Genomic DNA, 26536 nt, shown 5'->3' with positions numbered 1-26536 from the left:
GGCGCTGAGCTCGATCCGTTTCGGCACGGTGACCCTGGTGGTGCAGGACGGCCGGGTGATCCAGGTGGACAAGAGCGAGAAGATCCGGCTCAACAAGGTCGGGTATGTGGACGGCGGCGGGATTTAACAAGCCAACGTCCCCACTTCCGCAGACCAACAACAAAATATCGTATGCCGCGCTGACGAGACAGCTGGAGGCCGGGGGAACCATTCCCTCGGCCTCGTTTCGTTTTCTACGGGAGATCGCACCATGACCATATCATCATGCACCAAAGACCGCGTGATGCGGCCGGCTTGATCGGCGGCACCGGTTTTTATAGCTGCGACCTTCACCCCAAGAGCCATATCTTGCCACAACACATTACCCACCAAGTGTAACGGCACAAACAGCAAAAAGATTTCTTGTTTCAAGTTCGGCAGAACAGACTGAAAGCGCATGAGTTCTCAACCTGTTCTGCTATACGCACTCCATGGGTGCGCCCGCCAGTCGAAAGCACTTCGAGCTCAACTTTGAAGTTGATAAAACGGCACAACATGTTGTAATTGTGAACCGTACAATCGTATAATCGGGAACTCTCCCAGTGAATTCCCCATTTATGGGTATCGTCGCATGAAAGGAAACATCCATGGGAAGATCGATGCAGGAAGTATTGATATTCAATGCTTTCATGCAGCATACGAGTGATTCCATCGTAATCAAAGAATATTTTGCCAATGAACGGGGCGAGTTCACGGGTGGGAAAATAATCTGCGCCAGCGCAACCAAGGCCCGCCACTATGGTCTCAACATGGACACCATCCGAGGCTACACCGATTTTGACCTTTTACCCCGAGAACAGGCTGAAAAGGCTCTTCAGGATGACCTTTGGGTGATGAAACATCGCAAGCCGATTGAAGACCAACGCGAAACCATAACCCACAAAAATGGCGAAATAGTAAAGGTTTCCGTCACCAAATTCCCCTGGATTCTGCCGAGTGGCGAAATCGTGGGGGTCATGTGCATCGCCCGGAACGTAACTATCCGAGAGAGGGCCAAGCAACAGGCCCGTGACTTGATGGAGTTTATGAAACGGGAAGTTTTGAACCCCTTGCTCCCCCTGTACCATGCCCGCAGCAAAACATTCACGTCAGGAAATGTGCTGAAACCCGTTATCATGCGCTTGATACGAAAGCTTGCGGAAACAAAGGATCTGCACGTTTGAAAGCATCGTAGAGTGCCGGTAATTATGCTGCACACCCGCCGCAATCATTCTGTTCGTTCCGATGCCGGCCGCCCGACCTGAAGCGAAGGCGCCATCATAACGTGATAAGAGGAGAGGGAAGACGTATGGGAAACATGGCACCAATGCTGCTGTGCCTGGCGCTCATGGCCGGTTGTGCGACAGTGGAAAAGTACGACACGGCCCCAACCGCCCAAGGGAGGACTCAGGGCTACCTGCCGTCCAAGCAGTTGCCCGACATGATAGCGCTGCTCCCCCCGCCACCTGCCACCGGTTCGACCGCGTTTGCGCTCGATCAGGAAACCAGCCACGCCAGCTTCCCCCTGCGGGATTCGGCCCGATGGGCGCTGGCCATCCAGGATGCCGACCTTTCCTTTCCGGCTGCGGCCGAAAGTTTTTCCTGTGCCCTGAACGCCCGCATCACCGAGCAGGATACCCCTCGCCTCTTCCGCCTGCTGCGCCGTACCCTGGCCGACGCGGGTAACGCCGTCTCCCGGCCGAAGGATACCTATAAGCGCCCCCGCCCCTTCATGGTGAACGGGGAGCGGATCTGTACCCCGGACTATGAACAGCGGTTGCGCACAAGCGGCTCCTACCCCTCGGGGCACACCACGGCCGGGTGGACCTGGGCGCTCATCCTGAGCGAGATCGCGCCGGAACAGGCCGATGCGATCCTGGTTCGGGGCAGGGCCTATGGCCAGAGCCGGATCGTGTGCAACGTGCACTGGCAGAGCGACGTGAACGAAGGACGTACCGTTGCCGCAGCGGTGGTGGCCCGGCTGCACGCCGATCCCGCCTTCCGGGCGGATGTCGAGGCAGCGCGGACCGAACTTGCCGCGGCGCGGGCCAAGGGGCTGTTACCTGTCCGCGATTGCCGGACCGAGGCCGAGGCGCTGGCCCTGCCCCCGGCTGCTGCGCCTCAGCCCAGCGGCAACTAGGTGCCCCGAACCATTATAGACACAACCGGGATGGGGATGATTGGGAAACCGTAACCACGGGGTACGGGCATTCGGGAGCCCTTGGCTGTCTGAAACGAAAAGCGCAGGATTACCGGGAACGCGAAACAGGTCATAAGAAAATCCATATCAAAAGAGGACGCATAAATGAACCGCACCGAAAACATACGACCGGAGACCAAACCCCATGGAAAGCATAAATACGGCCCGGAATACATGTCCCATGAACTGAGGGTGACAGGACGTGTGGAGAGGCCTCTTTGCTTGACCGTTGCCGATCTCCGGAAGATGGCATCCCTGGAGATCGGGGCGCTGCCCATTATCTGCGGCAGCGGCACGGAGAAGGGGGCCATCAAGAGCTATCGCGGGGTATTGCTGCGGGATATCCTGGAACAGGCGTCCGTAATCATAACGGAGCATCATGCACCGAACAGGCTGTACCTGAAACTCACTGCCAACGACGGTTATATGGCGCTCTTCAGTTGGCAGGAGATCATTAATACCGTCGTCGGCGAAAAGGCCATCGTGGCATTCGAAAGGGAGGGGCAGCCGTTGGACGAAAACGAGGGGGAATTCGCCCTTGTCTCGGCGAACGACAACCGGCCCGGACCACGACGCATGCGCTACCTGGGGCTCATCGAGGTGTGCGAGGTCGTCTGATTACCCACGGGGCGGGCATCGGCATGGCAGCGCCGCCCCCCCCCAACCGGTGGCGGCCGCACGCGCTTGAGGGGGCCAGGGTTGTTCCACCGGTTCATTGGGGCGCGACACCAATTATTGATTTTGACAAAAAAATCCCCGTAGCACGGAGGGATAGCTACGGGGTGCCTTATGGGCAATTTCCATCGTGAACGGATTATGAATCTACCCCCATCAGCGCAAGCCTCTACGTTGCGAGCGGCAAAAGGCGGACGGAGAGAGTTTGCTCAACTGTGGGCAACCCACCACATCCTGGCCACGAGGCCGGCAAAGAGTATGACGCCAAGCGTGAACACGCCCATGGCTCCGGTGGGCACAATGGCATCCATCGCCATCACCTTCTGCAACGCTCCATGGTCTCGATCTCGGCTGCTATCATGACGTTCCGGTCTCTGCATTTTTAGCCTCCCGGTAGTTTGCTGCGGCCCCGTTAAGGATAAAAGATACCACCTTTATCCTCAATGTCAATAACCCGATCACAGCATTCCGCCTCCACGCCATTGCCGATGGTGGTACGCCGTTGCGAAAAATCACCGCTGCCGATCGCCGGAAACAGGCGTATAATGGGGTCAGAGGGCAAACCGGACCGCCCGGAAAGGATGGCGGGTATGACAGTCTTCTTCAGCTTCATCTATGCGACCGGCATGATGCTCGGATTATTCATCGCTGCGTTTGTGGGAGTGTACATATTGGCGTTGCTTTTATCGCCAATTGAACGGAGAATATCCACCTATATCTGGTCACATCCCATGCATGCGCCGGAGACGGGCACCCATAAAGGGTCATTCAAAACATTCAGCAAAAGAATCCAGAATGGACATTACAACAGGTAACCACATACGAGGCGTAAAGCTTCAAAAGAAGTTCCTGGCGGTGGCAACCCTAGCCTGTGTTGCCATCGTGAAAGCTGCCGTTTGCTGCGCCGGCGAAGAGAAGGACGGTTTTTCGTTGGGATACGGCATCTTGCGGCCTGTTGCCACCGATACGACCGGCAAGAGCCCCGGTCTGCTGACCGCCAAATACGGCTTCAGTTTGCTGAAAAATGTCACCCCGTACATCGGAACCGGCGTGGCCTATGCCCTCCCCCAGGATGCAACCGCCACGGACGCTCCCACAAAACTGAAAACAGGCGTGGCAGGCCAGGCCGGCGTCAGTTTCAACCTGAGCGGCAATTCGTCGCTCGTCATTGACTACAAATATCTGCACTTCACCAATGATCCCCCCACGAGCGACAGAAGCACGCCTCCCCAATCACTGGGCATCGGCGTGCACATCAAGTTCTGACAAACTCATTAAATTATAATAAACTTGCCATTCCAACCGATTATAAGTGTATACACTTTATCATCATTTGACTTACCGAACGGCCATCAGCTATAGTTTCCACCTTCGGCACACATATCGGTTAGAGGGGTAAGGGAATGCTCAGAAAAAAACTGGCTTTCAAGGTATTGGCAATCCTTGGGATTTCACTCGGCTGCGGCTTGGCAGCCATGATGGCGATTTCGATCTGGCAGCAAACCAACTCGACCATGAAGTTGCAGTTGAAGAATACGCGGAACCTGGCGGCGATATTCATTAGAGACATCGACGACTACATGATGAAGGGCGACTCGAAAGAGGTCAACAAGTACATCCGTGAAAATAAAGAGAAGAAGCTGTTTCTCGACCTCAAGATCTACGACGAGCACGCCAAGGAGTCTGAAACCAAAGACGGTGCGGTGCAGCCCGCCATTGCAAAAGCGCTTGAACTCGGCAAAACCATCGAGTTCAAAACCGAAGAAAACGGCGTAAAAGCGCTCAACCTCGCCATCCCCTTCGAGAACGAGCAACGCTGCAAACAGTGCCATGACGCCGCCCCCAAATTTCTGGGGGGAATGCTCCTGAAAACCTCCATCCAGGAGGGATACGACAGCGCCAAAGAGACGTCCATAACCCTTTTCCTGACCAGCGTTCTGTTCTTTTTCGTCCTGCTCGGAACGATCTTCCTCTTCCTGAGAGCGGCAATCATCAAACATATCCTGGCATTTTCCCAAAAGGTCGACGAGTTGTCCAGCGGCGCCGGCGACCTGACCACGGTCATCCAGGTGTCGTCCGACGATGAGATCGGCCATCTTGCCGTTGGGATCAACAGACTCATTTCCAAGATCCACGACATCATGACCCAGATCGCCCAGAACGCAGCGGCGCTGTCGACCTCCGCGGACCAGTTGCTCACCACCTCCCAGACAATGACCGCGGGCATCGACGATGCGGTCAGCCAGACGGACACGGTGGCCACCGCCAGCGAGGAAATGGCGGCAACTTCGAGCAATATCGCCACGAACTGCACCGCAGCGGCGGAGGAATCCGACAGGGCGAACGATTCCGCTACCGCCGGGGCCGAAGTGGTGTCAAGAACCATTGATGTCATGGCCCGCATCGCCGACAAGGTGCGGGAATCGGCGACGACCATCGAATCGTTGGGCAGCAGATCGGACCAGATTGGGGAGATCGTCGGCACCATCGAGGACATCGCCGACCAAACCAACCTCCTGGCGCTGAACGCCGCCATCGAAGCGGCCCGGGCCGGGGAACAGGGACGCGGTTTCGCCGTTGTCGCCGATGAGGTCCGCGCCCTGGCGGAGCGGACCACCAAGGCCACCCACGAGATCGGCAAAATGATCAAGGCGATTCAAAGCGAGACCAAGAGTGCGGTCGCCACCATGGAAGAAGGCGTTAAAGAAGTGGAGGCCGGAACCGAAGAGGCCGCCAGTTCGGGAGAGGCGATCTTTGAAATCATCGAACAGATCCGCGCCGTCGTGACTCAGGTCAACCAGATCGCTACCGCCGCCGAGCAGCAGACGGCAACCACCAGTGAGATCAGCTGCAATATCCAGCGGGTCACCAACGTCGTCCAGGGGGCGGCGGACGGGGCGCAGCAATCAGCCGCCGCAGCCAACCAACTGGCGGATCTTGCCCACGACCTGAAACGGCTCGTGGGACAGTTCAAGCTTTCGTAGCAGGAAAGCAGCGGTCGGTCGGGTCATCACCCCCACCGTCCGGTTGTTAGGGAATATGGCTGCAAACACGAAACGGGAGACGCCATCTCCCGTTTCGTGTTTGCAGGGTAGACCGTGTGCCTGCCCTCCCCCACCGTGGATACGAACATTCCACATCACACGGCTATCCGAATGCACTTTTACGCGCACCTGTGGTAAACTGTCTATCAGCAAAAGCTACCTCTTGCTCCATCCTTCCCCGGCAGCATTCATAAAAGGACAGAACGTGGCGCTACCCGACCATAACCGTACCATGACAACCATGCTCGACACCTTGAGCCGTGATTATCTCCACGGCAAGGAAGAGGTGTTGCGCCTTTCCATGGTCGCCCTCCTGACCGGCGGGCATATCCTGATCGAGGACCTGCCCGGCCTGGGCAAGACGACCATCGCCCTGGCCCTGGCCGGTATTAGCGGCCTCTCCTTCGGCAGGGTGCAGTGCACCAGCGACCTGCTCCCTTCGGACATCACCGGCCTGTCGGTATTCAACCGGGAAGAAGGGCATTTCGCCTTCCTGCCGGGGCCGATCTTCAACAACATCGTCCTCCTCGACGAGATCAACCGTGCCATGCCGCGCACCCAGAGCGCCATGCTGGAGGCCATGGAAGAACGGCGGGTGACGGTAGAGGGAACGACACACCACCTGCCCGACCCCTTCATGGTGTTCGCCACCCAGAACCCCTCCGACCAGAGCGGCACGTTCCCCTTGCCCGAATCCCAACTCGACCGTTTCCTGATCTGCACCGGCATCGGCTACCCCCCGGAACACCTGGAAAAGGGCATCATCGCCGGAGGCGGCATCCGCGAGCGGATCGGCGGCATGACGCCGGTCGCCTCGACTGCCGACATCCTGGCCGCGCGCCGGTGCGTCGAAACCGGCATCTACCTCTCGGACAAGGTGGTCGGCTATATCTACGCCCTGGTGGCGGCCACCCGCAGCCACGGCATGATCCAGACCGGCCTCTCCACCCGGGCCGCCATCAGCCTTGCCCAGGCTGCCCGTGCGGCAGCTTTTCTGGAGGGGCGCGATTACGTGGCGCCGGACGACGTCAAGGGGATTGCAGTCCCGGTCTGCGCTCACCGCCTGGTCATGCGGCCCGATCAGGAAACCGTCGACAGGGGAGAATTGCTACGGGCACTCATCGCCGCCATAGCGCTTCCTTTGGCCTGAAGATCAGCAAGGCGGGGGCGCTCTACATCGCCATCACCCTCCTTTTGGGCTTCTCGGCCGTCAACACCGGCAACAACCTGCTCTTTCTGGTGGTTTCGGGGCTGCTGGCGTTCATGTCGGTCACCGGGTATGCCGGCATGCGCAACATCAAGGGACTCGTCCCCGAAATAGTCCCGCCGGCCGAGATCTTCGCCGAAACCGCCGCCCCCTTCCGCCTGCGCATCCACAACACCAAACGGCACAGCACCTCCTTCCTGATCCGCCTGGAATGCCCCGGCGGCCAAGGGATTACCTTCCCCCTGATCGGCTGCGGCACATCGGCCGAGGGGAGCGTACCGCTCACGTTCCCCCACCGGGGACACGCCGCCATCGACCGGATCACCATAAGCTCCGCCTTTCCGGTGAACTTCTTCACCCGCTACTGGACATTCGCAACGGCTTGCCGTTTTATCGTCTTTCCCCGGCTGCAGGCCGGCGTGACGGTCGGCGACGGCGACGAGGCGCAACGCCAGGGCAGCAACTCCCGGCAGGATCGGGGCCTGGACGGCGAACTGGAACGGATCGCGACCTACTCCGGCCGTGAGCCGTTGCGGATGATTCACTGGAAACTCTCCGCCCGCAGCGAGGAGTTGCTGGTCAAGGAGTTCGGCCGGCAGACGGCGGCGCCCCTGGTCATCGATCTCGACTCCTTGCCGGGGCAGGGAGTGGAGCAGCGCATCTCCCGCGCGGCCTGGCTGGTCAGGCGCTGGGTAGGGCTGCGGCCGGTCGGGCTCAGGTGCAACGGAAAGGTCATCCCGGCCGAAATCGGCCGGCACCACGGCATGAAACTGCTGGCGGAGCTTGCCCTCTATGGTCGCGATTAGTTCGCTCACAGCCGTTCTCTCCTACGCCATCGCCCTGTGCGGGATCGTGCCGCTCTTCCCCTGGCTGACCGCACCACCGCGCATGGCCCTGGCGGCAGGCTTGCTGGCCGGCATCTGGCAGGACCGCCGGGGCGTCTGGCCCCTCAAAACCTGGCAGTTCAACCTGGCCGTTCTGCCGGTGTTCCTCTACTATGCATTCCAGTTCAGCCGCGCCAACCCGGTCCAGCCGGTGGTGAGCGCGCTGGCCATCATGCTGGCGGTCAGGTTGTGCGGCGGGAAGAGCGTGCGCCACCATCTGCAGATTGCGGCCTTGTCCCTGTTCTGCCTGGCCTCATCCTCCCTGTTCGACCTCAGTCCCCTCTTCCTGCTCTACCTGACCCTCATGCTGGTGCTGGTGGCGGTATCACTGGTTCTCCTCACTTTTCACGCCCAGGACGGCCGCATGGCCCTGCCCCGCCCCCAGCTGCGCCAGGTACTGGCCGTCGGGGTGGCGATGCCGCTGGCCTCGTTGCCGCTCCTGCTGCTCTTCTTTCCGATCCTGCCCCGCACCCAGATCCCTTTGTGGAATATCATGGCCGCCCCGGCAGCCCGCCCCTCCGGTTTCAGCGACAAGGTCGAACCCGGCGCCAGCGCCACCGTAGCGATGTCGCGGACCATAGCCTTCCGGGCCGAGATGTCCCGGCAGCCGCAACAACAACTCTACTGGCGCGGCACGGTCTTCAACCGCATGGAGGGACACCGCTGGGTACGGGATGCGGCCGTGCCGCCGGAACATCTGCTGTACCAAGGGGCGCGCATCGCCCAGGTCGTCTACCCGGAGCCGGGCCCCTCCCGCACCCTCTTCAGCCTGGATGCACCAGCCATGATCGCCCTGCCCAGGGCGCGGGGCGCCGCGGACGGCACCTTCGAGTATCCGGGGCCGATCACCCGGCGCCTGGGCTACCGGACGGAATCAATAACCTCGGGTATCCTGCCGACGGCAGGGGGCATTAACCGCTCTTTCTACCTGAGGTTGCCCACCGGCATCCCGGAGCGGGTAAAACAGTTGGCGGGCGATATCAGGCGCCGGGGGACCGACGACGCCCGCAGGCTGGAACTATTGGAACGGCATTTCCGCGACAACAACTACCGTTACAGCATGCGCGACCTTCCCACCGGCGAACACGCCCTGGAACAGTTCCTGTTTGAAAAGAAACAGGGGAACTGCGAGTTCTTTGCCTCCGCCTTCGCCCTGCTCCTGCGGGCCGCCGGCATCCCGGCGCGGCTGGTGGGCGGTTACCTGGGCGGGGATTACAATGACCTGGGGGGCTACTATCTGGTGAGCGACGACATGGCCCATGTCTGGGTCGAGGCATACCTGGACGGCCGCGGCTGGTTGCGGGTGGACCCCAGCAGCCTGGCCCGCAACGCCGGCGAGGTATGGGGAGGCGGAAAGCAGCGCAGCCTGACGGCGAGGCTGCGCCTGCTCCTTGACTCCCTCGATCATACCTGGAACCGCACCATCGTCACCTACGACTTCGAACAGCAGGTGGAAATCGCCCGCAGCGCCGGCAAGCGCCTGCAAAAATTCCAGGCGGGCACGACGGCCCGGGCCGCCCTCCCCTACCTGCTCCTGTCCCTGGCCCTGGTCTTCGCCCTGATCGTCATTGGCCGCCGCCCGTGGCTGTTCACATCGCGTAACGAGCGGCTGTTGCGGCGTTTCTACCGTTTGGTCGAGCGCGATTGCGGCATGCGGATTCAACCGGGTAGCCAGGGACTCTTCGAAACCGCCGGGCAGACCGGCAACGACAAGGTGCGGGAATTCGCGGCCATCTATGCCGGAGCCGTGTACCGGGACCGGAAGCTTACCCCACAGGAGGCGGCGCGACTGCGCCGGATTCTGGCAGACGGTTTTGTTACAAGAACATGACGGCGTGCCGTAACACTTGCATTAATCGGCCCACTGCATACAATACCCCTGTTTTCCTCCGGCAGGGGGCGGATTGCCATCCCGCCGAAACGGGCTAGAATTCTTAAGGAGTCCAGATATACCGCAGTATGGGGGATAATCCGTGCCGGAGCCTGACGACAGCAGGGAAAACTACCGGGAACGCGCCGCCGCCGTTGTCAGGGCGCGCTGGAAAGGCCTGCTCAAAAACCGGGAGGCCTGCCTGCGCTGCGACGCTGTGGACGCCGTTCATGACCTGCGGGTTTCAACACGCCGGCTCAGGGCGGCGCTTGATTTTTTCGGGGCCTTGTGCCCCGGCGACGAGGCGCCCCGCGCCCGTCCGTCGATCCGGCGCCTGACCCGCGGCATTGGCGAGCTGCGCAACCTGGACGAAGGGATCATCTTCTTCTCCCGAAACGCCCCCGACAAACGGGGAACAGGCGACACGTTCGCCCCCCTGCTGCTCCATCTGCGCGCCAGGCGGGAATCCGAGGCTCTGAAGGTTCGGAGGCTCTTGAAAAAACTGGATACGGCCAGGATGGAGCGAGTGATCGACCGCTACGCCGCATGGGTGCGGGAGCCGGCTGACGGCCGACACAGGCCTGGGGCGCCGACCTCCATCCCGGCATATTTTTCGGAAGAGGGCCTGCGCCTGTACGGAGAGATTTGCCGCCACCTTCCGGGGGCGCTTGTGACGGAAAACGTGCAGAACCGCCATGCGCTGCGGATAGCCGTCAAACGGTGGCGCTATTTTCTGGAGATCGCTGCCGAGATATTTCCGCAGGATTACCGTGAGACCCTGGAGCTGCTCAAAGAGTATCAGCAACTGCTCGGCGACCTCAACGACCTGAGGGTGTTCGGGGCTTTCGCCCATGAAGCGCCCCTTGCCCCTGACGGGGCAGCGGCGCTCGATGCCCTGGTCGCACGCCTGACCGCGAACCATCTCGAGCACCTTGCCCTGCTGCTCGAACAACGCCCGATCCGTTACCAATTCTCGGTGTAAGAGGCCTGTAATGAAAAAAACACGACTGGCAGCCATCGACATAGGCACCAATTCCATCCGCTGTATCGTGGTCGAAGCCGAGCAGCAGGGACGCTTTATGGTCCTGGACGACGAGAAGGCCACGGTGCGCCTCGGCGAACAGCTCGGCAAGACCGGAGCCGTCTCTCCCGCGGCTTTTGCCCGGGCTGTGGAGGCCATCAGCCGCATCCGCAAACTGATCGACGGCCTGAAGGTGACCGAGGTCGAGGCGGTGGCCACCAGCGCCGTCAGAAGTGCAGCCAACGGCCCCGAATTGGTGGAGGTCCTGAGCCGGGAACTGGGCCGGGAGATTCGGGTCATTTCCGGCGAAGAGGAGGCCGAGTTGGCCGCCATATCCGCCCTGCACAACTTCGAGATGAACGGCAAACGGTATGCCATGATCGACATCGGCGGCGGCAGCGTGGAGATCGTCACGGCCCTGGGCAATCATATCGAAGAGTACTACTCCCTCGACCTGGGGGCCGTGGTCCTGACCGAGCGTTTTTTCCCCACCGACCCGATCAGAACGGCCGATTTCCAGAAGTTTCAACGCCACGTGCGGGCAGAACTCAAGAGGGCCTTTTCCGGGCAGAAACTCGCCGTCCAGACCTTCATCGGCTCCGGCGGCACCATCACCTCCCTGGGCTACATGGTCATGAACATGCGGCGGCAGGAGTATTCATCGGTCCACGGCTACGAGACCCTGCGCTCCGAACTGGTGCACCTGTTGGCCATGCTGATGCGGCGGGACATCAAGGGGAGGCGGGCGATACCGGGCCTGAACCCCGATCGGGCCGACATCATCGTGGCCGGTCTCGGTGTCGTTGACGAACTGATGCGTTTTTTCGGTGCCAACACGTTGTTGGTCAACGAGCGCGGCATCCGCGAGGGGTTGATCATCCGGTGCATGAGGCGGCTCGGGCTTATGGCGGAGGAACAGGGCCAACGCAACTGGCGCCGGTCGGTGCTGGAGTTTGCCCGTTCCTGTCACTTCGACGAACCCCACTCCCGTCATGTGGCCGGTATGGCGCTGGCCATGTTCGACTCCCTGAGCAAGGAGTTCCGCCTGAAGAAGCCGGAACGGAAGCTCCTCGAAGCCGCGGCCTACCTGCACGATATCGGTTACTTCATCAGCTACACCAGCCATCACAAGCATTCCTACCACCTGATCCGCCATGCGGACCTGTTCGGGTTTGCCCCCCAGGAGCGGGAGATGATCGCCCAGATCGCCCGCTATCACCGCAAATCGCTCCCCAAGAAAAAGCATGTGGAATTCCTGCGCCTGTCGGAAAAGGATCGGCAGACCGTCTGCCGGCTGGGGGGCATCCTGCGCCTCGCCGACGGTCTTGACCGGCGCCGGAGCGGCCTGGTGGAGGTGGTGGAGCTTCTCCACACCGAGGGTGATTACCGGATGAAACTCTTGGGAACCGAGGACATCTCGGTGGAGATCTTCGGCGGCAATGCCAAAAAGGACCTGTTCGAAAAGGCCTTTGGGGGGAACATCGTCTTCGTGACCAGCTAACCGGGTGAGAAGATGCCGCAGGGCCACAGAGGCACTGATGCGGTAAAATAAGAAGGTTACATCATGCCGGGACGGGAAACAGCCGCACCAGCTTTTCAAAGTCGTCCGGCGGCAGCGGCCTGCTGAAGTAGTGTCCCTGCATCTCTTCGCACCGTTGATGCGCAAGGAACAGGTATTGATCCTCCGACTCAACCCCTTCGGCCACGAGCTTCTTACCCAGGCTGTGCCCCATGGTTATGATGGCGGAGACCACCGCCGCCTCGCCCGGATCGAAGGTAATGCTGTTGACCAGGGACTTATCGATCTGCAACTCGTCGATGGGGAGCCGGTTCAGGTGGCTGAGCGATGAGTAGCCCGTGCCGAAATTGTCGAGGGAAATCTTGACGCCGATCTCCCGCAACTCCCCCAGCTTCCGCACGCTTTCGGTGATATTGTCCATGATGATCTTTTCCGGAAGCTCGATTTCGAGGTAATGCGGATCGAGCCGGGTAGCGGAAAGGGCCTGGGCGACCTTTTCCGTGAAGTCGTCCTGGTGAAACTGCCGGGCAGACGTGTTTACCGCCACGCGGAGCGGCTCCATCCCCCGGTCCTGCCACATCTTGTTCTGGCGGCACACCTTATCGAGCAGCCATTCGCCGGCCGGGACGATCAGGCCGCTTTCTTCCAGCATGGGGAAAAATTCCACGGGGAAGGCCAGGGGTGCCCCCTTGGGCTGCCAGCGCATCAGCGCCTCCATCCCGGTGATCTTTCCCGTGGTGGCGTCGATGCGCGGCTGATAGTGAGGCAGGAATTCTTCCCGTTCCAACGCCGAGCGGAGCCGCTTTTTCATGGTGGCCCGCTCGTCGCTCTTGAGGCTCATGGATTCGGTGAAGAACTGAAACGAGTTTTTCCCCTCACTCTTGGCCTGATACATGGCCATGTCGGCCGTTTTCAGCAACCCTTCGACGGTGGTGCTCTGGAGCGGGTAGATGGAGATGCCGATGCTGGTCGTCACATAGGTGGGCTGATCCAGGATATAGAACGGCCGCAGGAATAACTCCCGCACCTTTTCGGCAAACTTTACGATGTCGTGGATGTCCGGCATCTCGTTGACGACGATGACGAATTCGTCGCCGCCGAACCGGGCGACCGTATCGTACTGCCGCATGCACTGCTGGAGACGTTTGGCCACGTCCTTCAGGAGAATGTCTCCGACAACGTGGCCGAGCGTATCGTTGACCGTCTTGAAATTGTCCAGATCGAGGATCATCAGAGCCAGCAGGTTATTATGCCGGTCCTCGTAGGCCAGGGCCTGCTTCAGACGGTCGAAGAGCAGTTCCCGGTTGGGGAGGCCGGTCAGGGCATCGTGACTCGCCTGATGCTGGAGCTGTTTTTCCGAATTCCTGCGTTCGGCGACCTCTTCCTTCAGGAGTGTGTTCACCTTGATCAATTCGGCATTGAGGGTGCGGATTTCCTCTTCGGCGCGCTTGATCTCGGTAATGTCGATCAGCGACACAACGCACCGCTCCGTGCCGGGCACCTTCTTGATCTTGGTGCAGACATGGCTGGTACGCTGGTTATTGCCGATGAACAGGGAGGCGGCATCCAACGAAGCGGCTCCGTTGGCCGTCCCTTTCAGGCATTGCTGGATCTCTTTGGCGGCAAACTGTTCCATCACAAAGAAGTCCGACCACTCTTTCCGATATTCGACCGCTTCCCTGGGGTAACCGGACAGGTGTTCGAACTCTTCGTTGACCATGGCGATGGTGCCGTTTTCGTCCACGATCATCATGGCGCTGCCGCTCACCTCGAAAATGGTGCGGTACTGCTCGCTGCTCTCCTTCAATTGCTTTTCTATCGTATGTTTGGCGAGCGCAATCTGGATGGTCTGGCGAAGGCGCAGGGAATCGAACGGTTTTAAAAGGAAGGCAAAGGGGCCGGTCAGGAGCGAACGTTGGAACGTTTCGTCATCGGCATGGGAGGAGAGGTAAATCACCGGGATGTCGAAACGGGCGCGGACCTTTTCGGCGACCATGATGCCGTCGTCGCCTTTTCCGAGGGAGATGTCCATCAGAATGAGATCGGGCCGTTCCTCCGCCGCCGCATCGAGGACGAATTCCCCGGAATAGACCACGGCGGGAACGTCGTATCCCATCCCCTGCAACGTCTGTTTGAGGTCTTCCGCAACAACGGCCTGATCCTCAACGACCAGTATTTTCACCTTACCGGACATGTGCGCTTCCCCTCCCGGGGCTATCCTCTGAATGAAATTTTACACACCGTTCCGGAGGTGCCGATAAACTCAACGACCCCCTGGAGCTGTTTGGCCAGCGTGGTGACCAGGCTCAGGCCAAGGGTGGCCGGCGCCCCCATGTCGAGCCCCCTGGGAAGGCCGATGCCGTTGTCGCCTACCACAAGTGTGTATAACCCCGCCTCGTCGCAATCGAAATCGATGCTGATCATTCCGTTTTTGACGTCCGGGAAGCCGTGTTTCAGGCTGTTGGAAACCAGTTCGTGGATAATAAGGCCGCAGGGCACGGCTATTTCAAGGCTGACGACTATCCGGCTGATGCGCATTTCCACCTGGAGATTACTCTGGCCGGGGCTGTAGGCGCCTATGATCCCCCCCACCAGGCTCCGCGCATAGTCGTTGAAATCGATCCGGGCCGGATTACCGGAGTTGCACAACATCTCATGGATAAGCACCATGGCCCGGACCCGTTCCTGGCTCTCCTTGAAAAACTCCTGGGCATCGGGATTGTTTATGTACCGCGACTGCAGGTTGAGCAGGCTCATAATGACCTGCATATTGTTCTTCGCCCGCAGGTGGACCTCCCTGAACATGCTGTCCTTTTCGTGAAGTGCGGCCGTGAGGTCGTTTTCGGTGCGCTTGCCCGCGGTAACGTCCATGGCGATGGTGATGAACAGACGGCGCTCATCGGGGAGGGTGCCTGCGGGAGCGGAACAGAAGTTCCATACGAGTTTCTCGCCGGTGCTGGTGGTCACCGGCAGATCCTCATATGTGCAGGCGGCCTTGGTTTTATACAGGAAACCGAGCTTCTCGAACATCGAAGCGGAGTCGGTGCCAAAGGCTTTCCTCACCCAGGCATCGATCGTGGGAATATCCTTGAAGGCATAGCCGGTTTGTTTGGTCCATTCACTGTTGATCACCACCACGAGGCCGTCCTCGGCATGAATCATGATCGGAAGGGGCGCGGCAAAGAGCGCCTGCCGGAACCTGTCCGCCGTTTCCAGGAGGTCCTTTTCCACCCGCCGGTACATGGTGATGTCACGTATGAAGGCGCAGAAAAGTTCTTTTTCCCCAAAATGGATCAGGCTCAACCTTAGTTCCACGTCTATCAGGGCGCCGCCCTGCCGCCGGCATTTCACCTCGCCGACATACGGGTCTTTCCCGGTGAGAGCCTGATTATAGAGCCTCTCGACCCCTACCGGAGAAAGGTCGATAACGTCATTGAGGGTCATGGAAAACAACTGTTCCCCGGGATAGCCGACCAGTTCCGCAAAGGCCTTATTCGCCTCCAGCAGGTACCTGCTGGCACCATCGATCAGGACAATCCCTTCCGACGCCTGCTCGAAAACCGTCTGAAAAAAATTCTCGTTCATACTGTTTCCTAACCCCTCAAAATCGGCACCAATCCGCCGGTGCCCCCACAAAGCATGTGTGCCCCATGGGGTCAGATTCCGCCTAATTGCGGTTTCCAACGGCCAAACGCCGGAAACGGCAACAGGCGTGTCGGGGCACACACACCGCTCCCACGACCGCCAGCAACAGACCGGCGCTCCCTCTTGCCACCCATCCCCTTCGAGGGAGACGAGTCCGGCACCGGCAATCAATGCAAGAATTGATCCTTACGTGGAAGCGGGATAATGGGGACCTGAAATGGAGTATTTACAAAAAAGCCTCGACTACATGGCATGTTACCGCCATGAATTCGAGGGCTCCGTTTCTCTTGGATAAAGTCAGGGACAAAGCTTATTATGGATGCACCTTTAGCAGATTTCCCATCCGGCATCAAGTTGGAAATGGGCCAAACACACCATGACCCGCCCCGGGCGGCGTTCACCCCGACGGTCATCTTTGTAAAGTAATCAGGGCACCCTTGTCGAAATATTTTACAGAGCCCCCGTGCTACGGTGGGATGGAGCCCGTACCGGGCAGGTTGATGATGCCATCCACGTAGTCCGGCGTAGTGGGTATCCTGGTGATGTCGGGCATGCGGATGACCCCGCGGACCTTCAAGACCTCAACGCCATACTCTTCGTTACTGAGCAGAAAACTCACCGGTTGGGTCATTTCACCACCACGACCGCCGTCTGCACTTCCCGCTGCCTTGACAAGGGCTGCTTACTCGTCTGCCGGCCTCCTTCGTAGGCTCATCTACCTGCCCAAATTCAATCGTCGGCGGCAGACGGCGTGGATTTCCACTCCACATCCCGGAAGAAGCCCCTATTCGCGGGCCTGATCACCGGGTTAAACCCCCGATGGTCAAGGTGCCCCAGCCATATCGCCAACATCCGGCGACCACTTTCGTCCAGGGCCGTGATGCCCCGCAGGTCGATCTCGGTGGTTATCCTGACACCGGGACAGAATTCGCTGAAGCGCAAGGCCTGCTCCGAAATCAGATGGGATTGCCGGGCGATCCAGGGGATCCGGTCGGCAACCGAATTAACGGTCCATTCGCCTTCCAGCGATACTTGACAAACCTTACCTTCGTTCAGATGGGCTCGCATTATGGATGGACCGGTGCTACAGCTTGAACTGGTTTACGAGCCGTTGCAACTCCTCGGCCTGCTGCGAAACATTGTTGGCAGTTGCAGCGGTTTCCTGGATCGCGGCGCTGTTATGGTGCGCCAGTTCATTCAGGCTCAGTACGTTGTGGCTGATCTCCCGGGTCGTGGCCGTCTGTTCTTCGGCAGCCGTGGCGATCTGGCTGATTTGTTCGGTCACATCAGTGATGATTACCAGGATCTCCTGCAACGATCTGCCGGAGTCGGCTGCATGGGTGCTCCCCTGCTCAACCTGGGCAACACTCTGCTCCATCGTATGGACCGCCTCCCGGGTTTCCTTCTGGATCGCCTTGATCATCTCGCCGATTTCCTTGGTGGCGCGGGTCGTACGCTCCGCAAGGGCGCGCACCTCGTCGGCCACAACGGCGAAACCGCGGCCCTGCTCCCCCGCGCGGGCCGCCTCGATGGCGGCATTCAGGGCCAGCAGGTTGGTCTGGTCGGCAATATCTTCGATGGTGCCCACGATCGTGCCGATCTGGTCGGAGCGGTTGCCCAGCGTCTCGACCGTATCGGCGGCGTTCTTGACACGCTCGGCAATGGCCTGCATGACCTCAATGGACTGGTTCACAACCTCGGCGCCCTCGGCAGCCTTGCCCGAAGCGCCGCCGGCATTGGCGGCTGCATGATGGCAGTTGCCGGCAATATCCGAGGAAGTGGCCGACATCTCTTCCCCGGCCGTGGCCAGCGAGGTGGATTGGGACGAAAGATTCCCCACGCTTTGCGACATCGCCTTTGAAGTCGATTGCAGCTCGTTGGCGGACGAGGAGAGTTGAAGGGCGCTGCCCGATACCTGGGAGATGATCCCGTGCAGCTTGTTCACAAAGGTGTTGAACCACTCACTCAGTTCGCCGATCTCGTTGTTACCGCTGATCGGCAGGCGCTTGGTCAGGTCCCCCTCGCCCTGGGCGATGTCCTTGATGGTTTCCACCACCTCCTTGACCGGCCGGGTGATGGAGCGGGAAACCAAAGCGGCCACAAGGACGCTGAGCCCCAGGATCACCAGAAGGCCCGTCCAGATGCCGAACTGCACATGCCGCATATCCTCGTCCACACCATCGATGTAGATGCCGGTTCCCACCACCCAGCCCCACGGGGTAAAAAGCTTGGTGTAGCTGAGCTTCGGCAGCGGCTTGCTCGCCGTTGGCTTGATCTGGCGATAACTGACAAACCCGCCACCTTTGTCGCTCAACGCCGCTTTGGTGAAGTCCTGGTACATAAACTTACCGTCGGCGTCCTTGAAGGAACTCATGTCCTTGCCTTCGTTTTCCGGGCGCAGCGGATGAGCTATCAGCCGATTGTTGAGGTCACTGATGAAAAAGTATTCCTTGCCGTCGTAGCGCAATTGCCTGATGTCCGCGGCTGCCCGTTTCCGGGCGTCTTCCTGGGTCAGTATTCCCGCCTCGGCCTGCTTTTGATAGGTGGCAAGGACGGTCGACGCCTCCTCAACCAGAAAGCGGACCATATCCTTTTTCTCATCCATGACCAGTCCCCGGATATACGGCACCAGCGCAAACGTCGCCGCCAGAGCCAGCATCACCCAGGTCAGCAACGACAGGCTCATGATCTTGGAAAAGATTCCCCAGTGTTTGTAGCTTTTCATTGTGGCAGTTCCCCCCGCACATTCGTTGATAGGCAACCAAACATCGAAAATGAACATGTTCTGCGGCTTCCATTCATTGCCCTTCCACCGGTAAAAGCATGACACATGCCAAGGAGGTGAACCAGATTTAGCTAAACATTACAACGCATTATAAAGGCTCCGCCGTGCCGTCCCCTGCGTCGCAAGTTGACAGGGCGGCCCGCAGAGCGGAGTTGATCGCAGCAGACAGGGGAGTTTGCGGGGAACGACAAAAATTGCTGCTGCAATAATTGTCGCCGGGGTAACAACGGGTGCTCGGGCGGCGTGGGAAAGGGCTACGCAGGTGATCGGGAGAGGCGTTTGTTGAGGGCCTGGCGGGTAATTCCGAGATAGGAGGCGGCCAGGCGCTGATTACCGCCGGCCAGCCGCAACGCTTCGGCTATCAGGTATTCTTCGGCGCCCTTCAACGTGGGAAAACGGTCCTTTAAAAGACAGGTATGGCAGCGCTCCCCGTTTGACGCTTCATCCCGCGGAAGGGCAAGATCGCCGCTTATGGCGGCCAGAAAGGGTTCCAGGGAGAGGATACCGCCCGGGTGCCGGGCCACGGCATCCCGTACCAGGGCCTCAAGTTCGCGGATATTGCCCGGGAAACGATATGCGGCCAAATAGCGGCTCAACTCCTGGGGGGCGGACGGACGAGCCTTGTTGAGCATCCGGGCGGCATTATCGAGGAAATGTTCCAGCAGGAGCGGGATATCCTCCGGCCGCTCCCGCAGGGGGGGAAGCGCCACATGATGGGCGCAGAGGCGGTAATAGAGGTCGGAGCGAAAACGGCCCGATTCCATGCCGGCCTTCAGATCAACATGGGTGGCAACGACAATCCGGGCCGCGCAGGTGCGGGGCGTATCGGCCCCCAAAGGCAGGTACTCCCCTTCTTGCACCAAGCGCAGCAGTTTGACCTGGGACGAGGGGGACAGGTCGCCGATCTCGTCCAGAAAGAGCGTTCCCGCCTCAGCCCGGCAGACCAGCCCCTCCCGCGCCCGGTCCGCGCCGGTAAAGGCCCCCCGCTGGTGGCCGAAAAGCGTATCGCTGAACATGGTGTCGTCCAGGCCGGCCAGGTTGACAGCGACAAACGGCCCTCCTCCCCCGCTCAGGGCATGGATGGCGCGGGCGACCAACTCCTTGCCGGTGCCGGTTTCGCCGGTAATCAGCACCGGCTGGCGCGAAGGGGCCACCGACTCGAGATAGAAAAAAATGCTGCGCATGCGGGGCGACGCCGTGATGATGTCGCGGAAAACCGCCTCATTCTCCAGCTGTCCTTCGGACAGCTGGCGGCGCAGGCGATCCAGCTCCGTGCGGGTACGGCCAAGGTCGTAGCAGGTCCCGACCGTGGCGATCAGCCTGGTGCGATCCACCGGCTTGACCAGGTAGTTGTCCGCCCCGGCCTGCATGCAGGTCACCGCGGTATCCACGTCATTGACGGCCGTCATCATCACGACCGGCAATCCCGGATGGGTTTCCTTCACCCGCCGGAGCAGATCAAGGCCGGAAAGATGGGGCATGGTCATATCCAATACCAACACGGCGACCGGTTGCGCGTCGAGCATGGCCGCCACCAGGCGGCTGTCCGACTGGGTCAGGACATTGGCAAAACCTTCCCGGCGCAGGATCAGGCGGGTGCTGAACAGAAGCTCCTCTTCGTCGTCGACCAGGAGTATGGCAGGTTCCTCGGCGGGAGTTTTCATGGGATTGCCCCCTGCCCCTGCACGACGCAGGGCGGTAAATGGATGATGGCGCGGGTGCCCTTTCCCTCTTCACTCTCGAAACGCAGGGTACCACCGAGCTCCCTCAGGATCGAGTCGCTTATGGAGAGTCCCAGCCCGGTTCCGCCGAACTCGTGTCTGGTGGAAAAAAACGGTTCCGTGAGGCGCGCGAGGGTTTCGCGGGTCATCCCCACCCCCTCGTCGGCAATGGTTATCATCCCCCCGCCGCGATCCCCATCCCCGGCCGTACTGACCACGATCCCCCGTTCGCGTCCCGACAGGGCCTGCAGGGCATTGCTGATCAGATTGATCAGAACCTGTTCGATCTGTTGCGAAAATCCGCGCACCGGGGGGAGATTGGGAGCCAGCTCGAGCTCGAACCGGTCGGTCAGGCGCTTTATTTGATGATCCAGCAGCGTAACGGCACTGGTGACCGCCCGGTTGATGTCGCACCCTCCTGCGCCCCCCGCCGCACAGGGACGGGAGTATTGTTTAAGCTGCCCCACAATGGCGTCGATGCGGCGGGAACCGTCGGCAAGGCCTTTGAAGAGACGGTCGGCTGTGGCGGGGACCTCCCCGAAAGGAAGTCCCCCCAGGGTAAAACCGGGATGGACTCGGGAGTAATCGGCAAGGACCGGCAGGGAGTCTCGCCAGACCTCGGCCAACAGGTCGGTATTGAAAGCGATCAGGTTGTTGGGGTTATTTATCTCGTGGGCGATCCCCGAGGCCAGCATGCCGATGGATGCCAGTTTGTGCGCCTGGATCAGGCGCGTCTGGGAGTCCTGCAACCGCTTTTCGAGCATGATTTTTTCGGTTGCATTACGCAACGAGCAGTAGAGCACGGTCTCATTGCCGAGGGTTATGGACCACGCTTTCAGGGATACGATCAATTCCGCACCTGCGCAGTCTTTTGCCGGGAGGTGCTCCCTCAGAAAAAACGATTCTCCGGTCAGATGCGTCAGGCCCGCTATGACATCCCCCTGTTCCGCCGTTGCGAAGAAGAGCGGGAACTTTCGGTCAAGTATCTCCTGGGAGGGGTATCCGAACAGCTTGGACGAGGCAGGGTTCGCATCGAGGATGACCAGCTCCGGGAGCCGACACAGGATGATGGCGTCATCATGTTGAAAAAAGAATTGATAAAAACGCTGCTCGCTTTCCTTGAGTTGCCGGGTCCGTTCCTCCACGAGTTGTTCGAGGCGGTGGCGGTATTCCAGGTTTTCCCGTACCAGGCGGGCACGTTCAAGCACGCGCGCGATGGTGATCGTGATTTCATCCAGGTTCGTGACCGGCTTGGTGATATATGCCCAGGCGCCAAGGTGTATGGCTCGGATGGCTTCATCGACGTTTCCCACGCCGGACATTGCGATGGTCGGAATCTCGGGGAATTCCCGCGTCAGCCGCTCCACCACCTCGAAACCATCCATGACCGGCATGCGGAGATCGGTAAAGACCAAGGATGGCCGCTGCCGGCAACAGATTTCGACCCCCTCGCGGCCGTCGGGAGCCAGGAGCACGGCATAGCCCTGGTCTTCGAGACAGCTGGCAAGCGACTCGCGGACCATCGGTTCGTCATCAATGACGAGTATTGTCATTATGGGTTCAGGCATATTTCTCTACGAACAGGTCGGTTTAATTGGACGATAGTAATTTTTCACGCGGGACTATATCATAAACAAATGATATCTCAAGCATCATCGCTTGATTTACCGGCGGGTTTCGATTATATCATGGAAGCGGATGCCGTATACACCTTTAAAGGCGTGATGATGGAATTCCTCAGCAAATTCAAGCTGCGCTGGAAGTTATTGGCGCTGGTACTGCCGCTGGTGATCGGCCCGATCTTTATCGTTGCCGGGGTCATCGGCTCTATTGCCAACCATCAGGCGTACCTGGGGGTCACCCAGACCAGCAAGGACGACCTGCAGCACATCACCGCCTTTACCATCGACCTGCTCAATTCCCATTACCAGCAGTTCCAGGTCTACAAACAGGACAAGATCAAGAACTTCAACAGCGAACTGGCAACCCTCACCAACCTCTCCTATAACCTGGTCGAATCCGAACACAAGCAGTACAAACAGGGGCGGTTCGACCTGACCACCGCCAAGCGGGAGGCGCGCGACGCGCTGAAAAAGGTCAACGTGGGGGAGACCGGCTACATCTATGCCATGACCAGCCGCGGCGACCTGAAGGTGCACATCGCCCGCGAAGGGGAGAACGTCTACAACGAACAGGATGAAAACGGACGCTACTTCATCCGCGAGATGTGCGAAACCGCCCGGCGCTCCAAGCCGGGTGAGGTGCTGTTCATCATCTACCCCTGGCGCAACGCCGTCCTGGGCGACAAATATCCCCGCAAGAAGATCGTCGCCTACCGTTACTTCCGGGAATGGGACTGGATCATCGCCACCGGCGGCTATCTGGAAGAGACCTACGACGAAGCGGCCTTCGAGCGCAAGTCCTTTGCCGAACTGAAGGAAAAGATCAAGGCAAAGAAGGTGGGTTCCACCGGCTACATCTTCTGCATGGACAGCACAGGCAATTTCACCATCCATCCCGACTCGGAGGGCAGGAATTTTCTCGATGCCCGCGACTCCAGCGGCTTCCCCTTTATCCGCGAGATGTGCGGGAAGAAGAGCGGCTGGATCCGTTATCCCTGGCAGAATGTCAGCAACAGCGAACCGCGCATGAAGATCGTGCGTTACGAGTATTTCAAGCCTTGGGACTGGATCGTGGCGGTCGGTTCCTATGAGGATGAGTTTTACCACGAGGCCAACAAGATCAAGGACCGCATCCTGATCAGCATGGTGCTCCTCAGCCTGCTGGTGGGGCTATTCGCCGTGGTCCTGGTCTTTCGGGCCTCGACCATCATCACCAGCCCCATCACCCATATGATCGATGTCATACGGCGCGTCAAACGGGGTAACCTTGAGGAAAAGATGGTGGTTGAAGGGGAGGACGAACTGGCCGAACTGGCCGGGGTGTTCAACCGCATGACCGACATAATCCGTCGCAACAAGGAGATGGAGGCAAGCCTTGCCCAACACGGCAAGATGGCCTCCCTGGGCATCCTGTCATCGGGAGTGGCCCACGAGATCAACAACCCCCTGGGCGTGATCCTTGGCTATGCCGGTTACCTGGAAGGCAAGATGGCCGAGGACGACCCGAACTACAAATACATCCACGAGATCAAGCGTGAAAGCAAGCGCTGCAAGAAGATCGTCCAGGACCTGCTCTCCTATGCCCGGACCCCCCGGCCGAGCCTGGAGCCGGTTGACCTGAACGACCTCCTGGCGCAGATTGCGGATTTCGCCGCCAACCACACCGACATGCGCGGTGTGGTGATTCGGACCGAGTTTGCCCCCGATCTGCCCAAGGTCCATCTGGACGGCGACCAGATGCGCCAGGTGGCCATCAACCTGATCCTGAACGCAGGCGGCGCCATGCCGGACGGCGGCACCCTCACCATCCGCTCCGAAGCGGTTGACCCCGATCATGTCCGCATGGTATTCAGCGACAGCGGTTGCGGCATCCCGGCCGAAAATCTGGAGAAGATCTTCGAGCCGTTCTACACCACCAAGGAGCGCGGCACCGGCCTGGGGCTGGCCATCACCCGCCAGATCATCGAGCAGCACCACGGCGAGATCAGCATCGCAAGCGATCCGGACACGGGCACCACGGTCACCGTAACGCTGCCCATCGAGCGGGACGAGTTGTAAATTTCTAAACAAATAATCTGCCACAGAGACTCAGAGACACAGAGAGCGTCAAAGACAGAACCCATTTTACAGGGATGAACAGGATGAAAGGGATAAAAAGCCTAAACCCATACTGTTGGCTGAATCGTTACATGGCTATCCAGCTTACCCTTGTTTTTTGCTTTTTCTCTGTGTCTCTGTGTCTCCGTGGCAGATTCTCGTATCTGGCATAACAAAGGAACGACGTAAAGATGGCCGACAAGAAACGCATCCTCCTGATCGACAACGAAGAAGGCCTGTGCCGCATGATGGAACAGGTGCTCCTGGACAACGGCTACCTGGCCCGCGCCTACACGTCGCCGCTCAAGGCGCTTGAAGAGTTTCGTCCCGGGGCCTGGGACCTGCTCATCACCGACATCAAGATGCCCGGCATGAGCGGGCTTGAGGTACTCCAGAAGGCCAAGGAGAGGGAAAAGGACATCCCGGTGATCATGATCACCGCCTACGCCACGGTGGACATGTCGATCCAGGCCCTGCGCAAAGGTGCCTACGACATGCTGACCAAACCGTTCGAGCCGGAAGAGCTGATCTACCGGGTCAAGAACGCCCTGCAACAGTCGCGGCTCCTGGAAGAAAACCGGGAACTGCGCGCCGAACTGGAGGGCAAGTTCTGTTTCGACAATATCATCGGCGCTTCGGGCGGCTTGAAAAGCGTGCTGGAACGGGTCGAGAAGGTGGCGGTGCGCGACACCTCGGTGTTGATTACCGGAGAATCCGGCACCGGCAAGGAGTTGATCGCCCAGGCCATCCATTACAACTCGCCTCGGCGCGAGCGCAAGTTCATCGCCATCAACTGCGGTGCCCTGCCCGAAACCCTCTTGGAGAGCGAGCTGTTCGGCTACAAGAAGGGGGCCTTCACCGGCGCCAAGGAGAACCGGCACGGCCTCCTGGAGGCGGCCGACGGCGGCACCCTCTTCCTGGACGAGGTCGGCAACCTGCCCATGAACGTGCAGAAGACACTGCTGCGCTTTTTGCAGGAAAAGGAATTCAACCGCCTGGGGGAGACCACCCCCACCCGGGTGGATGTGCGGGTGCTGTCGGCCACCAATTCCGACCTGAAAGAAGCGGTCAAAAGCGGGGCCTTCCGGGAAGACCTCTACTACCGGCTGAACGTGGTCAATATCCATCTGCCGCCGCTACGGGAGCGGACCGACGACATCCCTCTCCTTGCGGCCCACTTCATCACCCTGCAAAATCAGAAGTTCGACACGCTGGTCAAAGGTTTCGACAAGGAGGCCATGCAGGCGCTGTGCGCCTGTGCCTGGCCCGGCAACATCCGCCAGTTGAAAAACGTGATCGAGGCCTGTATGGCCATGGTCGGCGAGGAGTCTATCTCCCGCGAGACCCTGGACCAGTTTGTGGAGATCGGCCACGAACCGGTCGGCATCCCCCCGGCGGCGGCAACCACGGTGGGGGAGCTCCCCTTCAACGCCGCCCTGGAACGTTTCGAGGCCGACCTGCTCACGGGCCTCCTGAAGAAACATGGGGGCAACATCGACGCCGCGGCCCGCGAGGCGGGCATGAACATGGTCACCATCTACCGCAAGATCAAGAAGTACGGACTCAAGAAGGACGACTATCTGTAACCTGAATCCGTGACGCCTGAACGGCAGAGCGAGCGTCATGCCGGAGTCCAACGCCGCCCATGCAGTATCATGCCCGCTTTGCCGTGCGTCCTCCGCTATGGTGGTGGAGACGCGGGCAATGCCAGGACTGAGGCATGGTAAGCGAGAGGAGCCGTTCAGGCGCCACGGATTCAGGGGTAAGGTGATTCCATGTTCGATTGGTTTCGCAGAAAGCAAGAGCCAGTGGTGAGCTTCCGGGATAACGAGGCCGCCTTTGCCCATGCCTGCACCATGGGGTACCGCCTGCTGCTGAATGCGTTGATTCCGGCGCTGGTAGTGGACGTGGGGCGGCGCGGCGGCGAGGGAGAACGGTATTTCCGCCTTCGTCTGGCCGAGCCCGATGGGACCCGGGAAATATGGGGCTGCACGATGGCCGATGCTCCGGGCTACCCGGAGGTCGGGGACCTGGTGGCTTTCCGCATCGTCAGGATCGCCACGGAACTGCCGAAGGAAGCCCAACTGATCGGCTACATCGCCTGCAAACTCGCGCCGGTCCTGAACAGAGGCAAGGGATGGCAGATTGCCGCCAGTTTTACCCCCGCCCATCTCAAGCCGGAACTCCACCTGTGAACGCCCGCCTCCCCTGAAATCCCCCCCCGTTTT

At 59.8% G+C, this 26536-nt stretch carries 21 protein-coding genes and 1 pseudogene; 14 read left to right on the top strand and 8 right to left on the bottom strand.

The genetic code is table 11. The features are described from left to right. Positions 1–4 precede the first annotated feature (4 nt). From F6V30_RS07880 to F6V30_RS07865, 4 genes are all read left to right on the top strand, one after another. Positions 5–127: a YezD family protein gene (locus F6V30_RS07880; protein WP_338042765.1), complete on the top strand. Its 123-nt coding sequence runs from the start codon at positions 5–7 to the stop codon at positions 125–127. Positions 128–626: 499 nt separating this feature from the next. Then, positions 627–1202 carry a PAS domain-containing protein gene (locus F6V30_RS07875; protein ID WP_151156352.1) on the top strand — a complete coding sequence of 192 codons (576 nt, stop codon included), beginning with the start codon at positions 627–629 and terminating at the stop codon, positions 1200–1202. Between the two features lie 125 nt (positions 1203–1327). Beyond that, positions 1328–2158: an acid phosphatase gene (locus F6V30_RS07870; RefSeq protein WP_151156351.1), complete on the top strand. Its 831-nt coding sequence runs from the start codon at positions 1328–1330 to the stop codon at positions 2156–2158. Positions 2159–2323: 165 nt separating this feature from the next. Then, positions 2324–2836: a molybdopterin-dependent oxidoreductase gene (locus F6V30_RS07865; protein ID WP_151156350.1), complete on the top strand. Its 513-nt coding sequence runs from the start codon at positions 2324–2326 to the stop codon at positions 2834–2836. A 469-nt stretch (positions 2837–3305) separates the two neighbouring features. Here F6V30_RS07865 and F6V30_RS07860 read toward each other — a convergent pair whose 3' ends face one another. Further along, the gene (locus F6V30_RS07860) at positions 3306–3506 is read right to left on the bottom strand and encodes a hypothetical protein (RefSeq protein ID WP_151156349.1); all 201 of its coding nucleotides are present in this window, start codon (positions 3504–3506) and stop codon (positions 3306–3308) included. A gap of 182 nt (positions 3507–3688) precedes the next feature. Here F6V30_RS07860 and F6V30_RS07855 point away from each other — a divergent pair, with 182 nt between their 5' ends. From F6V30_RS07855 to F6V30_RS07825, 7 genes are all read left to right on the top strand, one after another. Beyond that, the gene (locus tag F6V30_RS07855; RefSeq protein WP_191965606.1) at positions 3689–4159 is read left to right on the top strand and encodes an OmpW family outer membrane protein; all 471 of its coding nucleotides are present in this window, start codon (positions 3689–3691) and stop codon (positions 4157–4159) included. A 137-nt stretch (positions 4160–4296) separates the two neighbouring features. Next, positions 4297–5877, top strand: a complete 1581-nt coding sequence (locus F6V30_RS07850) for a methyl-accepting chemotaxis protein (RefSeq protein WP_151156347.1) — start codon at positions 4297–4299, stop codon at positions 5875–5877. A gap of 292 nt (positions 5878–6169) precedes the next feature. After that, positions 6170–7087: an AAA family ATPase gene (locus F6V30_RS07845; protein ID WP_151156448.1), complete on the top strand. Its 918-nt coding sequence runs from the start codon at positions 6170–6172 to the stop codon at positions 7085–7087. A 44-nt stretch (positions 7088–7131) separates the two neighbouring features. Further along, positions 7132–7950, top strand: coding sequence for a DUF58 domain-containing protein (locus F6V30_RS07840; RefSeq protein ID WP_246163313.1), 819 nt, complete (start codon positions 7132–7134; stop codon positions 7948–7950). Then, positions 7937–9859, top strand: coding sequence for a transglutaminase TgpA family protein (locus F6V30_RS07835; protein ID WP_151156346.1), 1923 nt, complete (start codon positions 7937–7939; stop codon positions 9857–9859). Before F6V30_RS07840 ends, F6V30_RS07835 begins: the two co-directional genes overlap by 14 nt. 142 nt (positions 9860–10001) lie before the next feature. Next, positions 10002–10880 (top strand): CHAD domain-containing protein, encoded by an 879-nt coding sequence (locus F6V30_RS07830; RefSeq protein WP_151156345.1) that lies wholly within the window; start codon positions 10002–10004, stop codon positions 10878–10880. A 10-nt stretch (positions 10881–10890) separates the two neighbouring features. After that, the gene (locus tag F6V30_RS07825) at positions 10891–12420 is read left to right on the top strand and encodes a Ppx/GppA phosphatase family protein (protein WP_151156344.1); all 1530 of its coding nucleotides are present in this window, start codon (positions 10891–10893) and stop codon (positions 12418–12420) included. Positions 12421–12481: 61 nt separating this feature from the next. Here F6V30_RS07825 and F6V30_RS07820 read toward each other — a convergent pair whose 3' ends face one another. The 7 genes and pseudogenes from F6V30_RS07820 to F6V30_RS07790 form a co-directional block, all read right to left on the bottom strand. After that, positions 12482–14632, bottom strand: coding sequence for a GGDEF domain-containing response regulator (locus tag F6V30_RS07820; protein WP_151156343.1), 2151 nt, complete (start codon positions 14630–14632; stop codon positions 12482–12484). 20 nt (positions 14633–14652) lie between these two features. Next, positions 14653–16023: a sensor histidine kinase gene (locus F6V30_RS07815; RefSeq protein WP_151156342.1), complete on the bottom strand. Its 1371-nt coding sequence runs from the start codon at positions 16021–16023 to the stop codon at positions 14653–14655. A gap of 547 nt (positions 16024–16570) precedes the next feature. Next, a pseudogene (locus F6V30_RS07810) lies at positions 16571–16714 on the bottom strand (chemotaxis protein CheW); the annotation flags it as partial. A 98-nt stretch (positions 16715–16812) separates the two neighbouring features. Continuing rightward, positions 16813–17151 (bottom strand): hypothetical protein, encoded by a 339-nt coding sequence (locus tag F6V30_RS07805; RefSeq protein WP_151156340.1) that lies wholly within the window; start codon positions 17149–17151, stop codon positions 16813–16815. Positions 17152–17167: 16 nt separating this feature from the next. Then, entirely contained in the window at positions 17168–18808 is a 1641-nt protein-coding gene (locus F6V30_RS07800; protein ID WP_151156339.1) for a methyl-accepting chemotaxis protein, read from the bottom strand. A gap of 314 nt (positions 18809–19122) precedes the next feature. Continuing rightward, positions 19123–20532, bottom strand: a complete 1410-nt coding sequence (locus F6V30_RS07795; protein ID WP_151156338.1) for a sigma-54-dependent transcriptional regulator — start codon at positions 20530–20532, stop codon at positions 19123–19125. Next, the gene (locus F6V30_RS07790; protein WP_191965605.1) at positions 20529–22142 is read right to left on the bottom strand and encodes a hybrid sensor histidine kinase/response regulator; all 1614 of its coding nucleotides are present in this window, start codon (positions 22140–22142) and stop codon (positions 20529–20531) included. The genes F6V30_RS07795 and F6V30_RS07790 overlap by 4 nt, the downstream gene beginning before the upstream one ends. 171 nt (positions 22143–22313) lie before the next feature. Here F6V30_RS07790 and F6V30_RS07785 point away from each other — a divergent pair, with 171 nt between their 5' ends. The 3 genes from F6V30_RS07785 to F6V30_RS07775 all read left to right on the top strand — a co-directional run bounded on the left by F6V30_RS07785 (position 22314) and on the right by F6V30_RS07775 (position 26503). Beyond that, the gene (locus F6V30_RS07785; RefSeq protein ID WP_338042764.1) at positions 22314–24269 is read left to right on the top strand and encodes a cache domain-containing protein; all 1956 of its coding nucleotides are present in this window, start codon (positions 22314–22316) and stop codon (positions 24267–24269) included. Between the two features lie 230 nt (positions 24270–24499). Further along, the gene (locus F6V30_RS07780; protein ID WP_151156336.1) at positions 24500–25894 is read left to right on the top strand and encodes a sigma-54-dependent transcriptional regulator; all 1395 of its coding nucleotides are present in this window, start codon (positions 24500–24502) and stop codon (positions 25892–25894) included. Positions 25895–26083: 189 nt separating this feature from the next. Next, positions 26084–26503 carry a hypothetical protein gene (locus F6V30_RS07775; protein WP_151156335.1) on the top strand — a complete coding sequence of 140 codons (420 nt, stop codon included), beginning with the start codon at positions 26084–26086 and terminating at the stop codon, positions 26501–26503. Positions 26504–26536: the final 33 nt, after the last annotated feature.

It is taken from the genome of Oryzomonas sagensis, assembly GCF_008802355.1.
GTDB classification, from domain to species: Bacteria; Desulfobacterota; Desulfuromonadia; order Geobacterales; family Pseudopelobacteraceae; genus Oryzomonas; species Oryzomonas sagensis.
This window is presented reverse-complemented; position numbering and strand designations above follow the sequence as displayed.

What these genes read in the sequence shown, in the direction of transcription:
- F6V30_RS07865 (WP_151156350.1), top strand. Translation starts at nt 2,324, where the DNA reads ATGAACCGCACCGAAAACATACGACCGGAGACCAAACCCCATGGAAAG.
- F6V30_RS07790 (WP_191965605.1), bottom strand. Translation starts at nt 22,142, where the DNA reads ATGACAATACTCGTCATTGATGACGAACCGATGGTCCGCGAGTCGCTT.
- F6V30_RS07855 (WP_191965606.1), top strand. Translation starts at nt 3,689, where the DNA reads ATGGACATTACAACAGGTAACCACATACGAGGCGTAAAGCTTCAAAAG.
- F6V30_RS07860 (WP_151156349.1), bottom strand. Translation starts at nt 3,506, where the DNA reads ATGAAGCTGAAGAAGACTGTCATACCCGCCATCCTTTCCGGGCGGTCC.
- F6V30_RS07805 (WP_151156340.1), bottom strand. Translation starts at nt 17,151, where the DNA reads ATGCGAGCCCATCTGAACGAAGGTAAGGTTTGTCAAGTATCGCTGGAA.
- F6V30_RS07870 (WP_151156351.1), top strand. Translation starts at nt 1,328, where the DNA reads ATGGGAAACATGGCACCAATGCTGCTGTGCCTGGCGCTCATGGCCGGT.
- F6V30_RS07780 (WP_151156336.1), top strand. Translation starts at nt 24,500, where the DNA reads ATGGCCGACAAGAAACGCATCCTCCTGATCGACAACGAAGAAGGCCTG.
- F6V30_RS07825 (WP_151156344.1), top strand. Translation starts at nt 10,891, where the DNA reads ATGAAAAAAACACGACTGGCAGCCATCGACATAGGCACCAATTCCATC.
- F6V30_RS07775 (WP_151156335.1), top strand. Translation starts at nt 26,084, where the DNA reads ATGTTCGATTGGTTTCGCAGAAAGCAAGAGCCAGTGGTGAGCTTCCGG.
- F6V30_RS07835 (WP_151156346.1), top strand. Translation starts at nt 7,937, where the DNA reads ATGGTCGCGATTAGTTCGCTCACAGCCGTTCTCTCCTACGCCATCGCC.
- F6V30_RS07785 (WP_338042764.1), top strand. Translation starts at nt 22,314, where the DNA reads ATGATGGAATTCCTCAGCAAATTCAAGCTGCGCTGGAAGTTATTGGCG.
- F6V30_RS07800 (WP_151156339.1), bottom strand. Translation starts at nt 18,808, where the DNA reads ATGAAAAGCTACAAACACTGGGGAATCTTTTCCAAGATCATGAGCCTG.
- F6V30_RS07795 (WP_151156338.1), bottom strand. Translation starts at nt 20,532, where the DNA reads ATGAAAACTCCCGCCGAGGAACCTGCCATACTCCTGGTCGACGACGAA.
- F6V30_RS07875 (WP_151156352.1), top strand. Translation starts at nt 627, where the DNA reads ATGGGAAGATCGATGCAGGAAGTATTGATATTCAATGCTTTCATGCAG.
- F6V30_RS07845 (WP_151156448.1), top strand. Translation starts at nt 6,170, where the DNA reads ATGACAACCATGCTCGACACCTTGAGCCGTGATTATCTCCACGGCAAG.
- F6V30_RS07850 (WP_151156347.1), top strand. Translation starts at nt 4,297, where the DNA reads ATGCTCAGAAAAAAACTGGCTTTCAAGGTATTGGCAATCCTTGGGATT.
- F6V30_RS07815 (WP_151156342.1), bottom strand. Translation starts at nt 16,023, where the DNA reads ATGAACGAGAATTTTTTTCAGACGGTTTTCGAGCAGGCGTCGGAAGGG.
- F6V30_RS07820 (WP_151156343.1), bottom strand. Translation starts at nt 14,632, where the DNA reads ATGTCCGGTAAGGTGAAAATACTGGTCGTTGAGGATCAGGCCGTTGTT.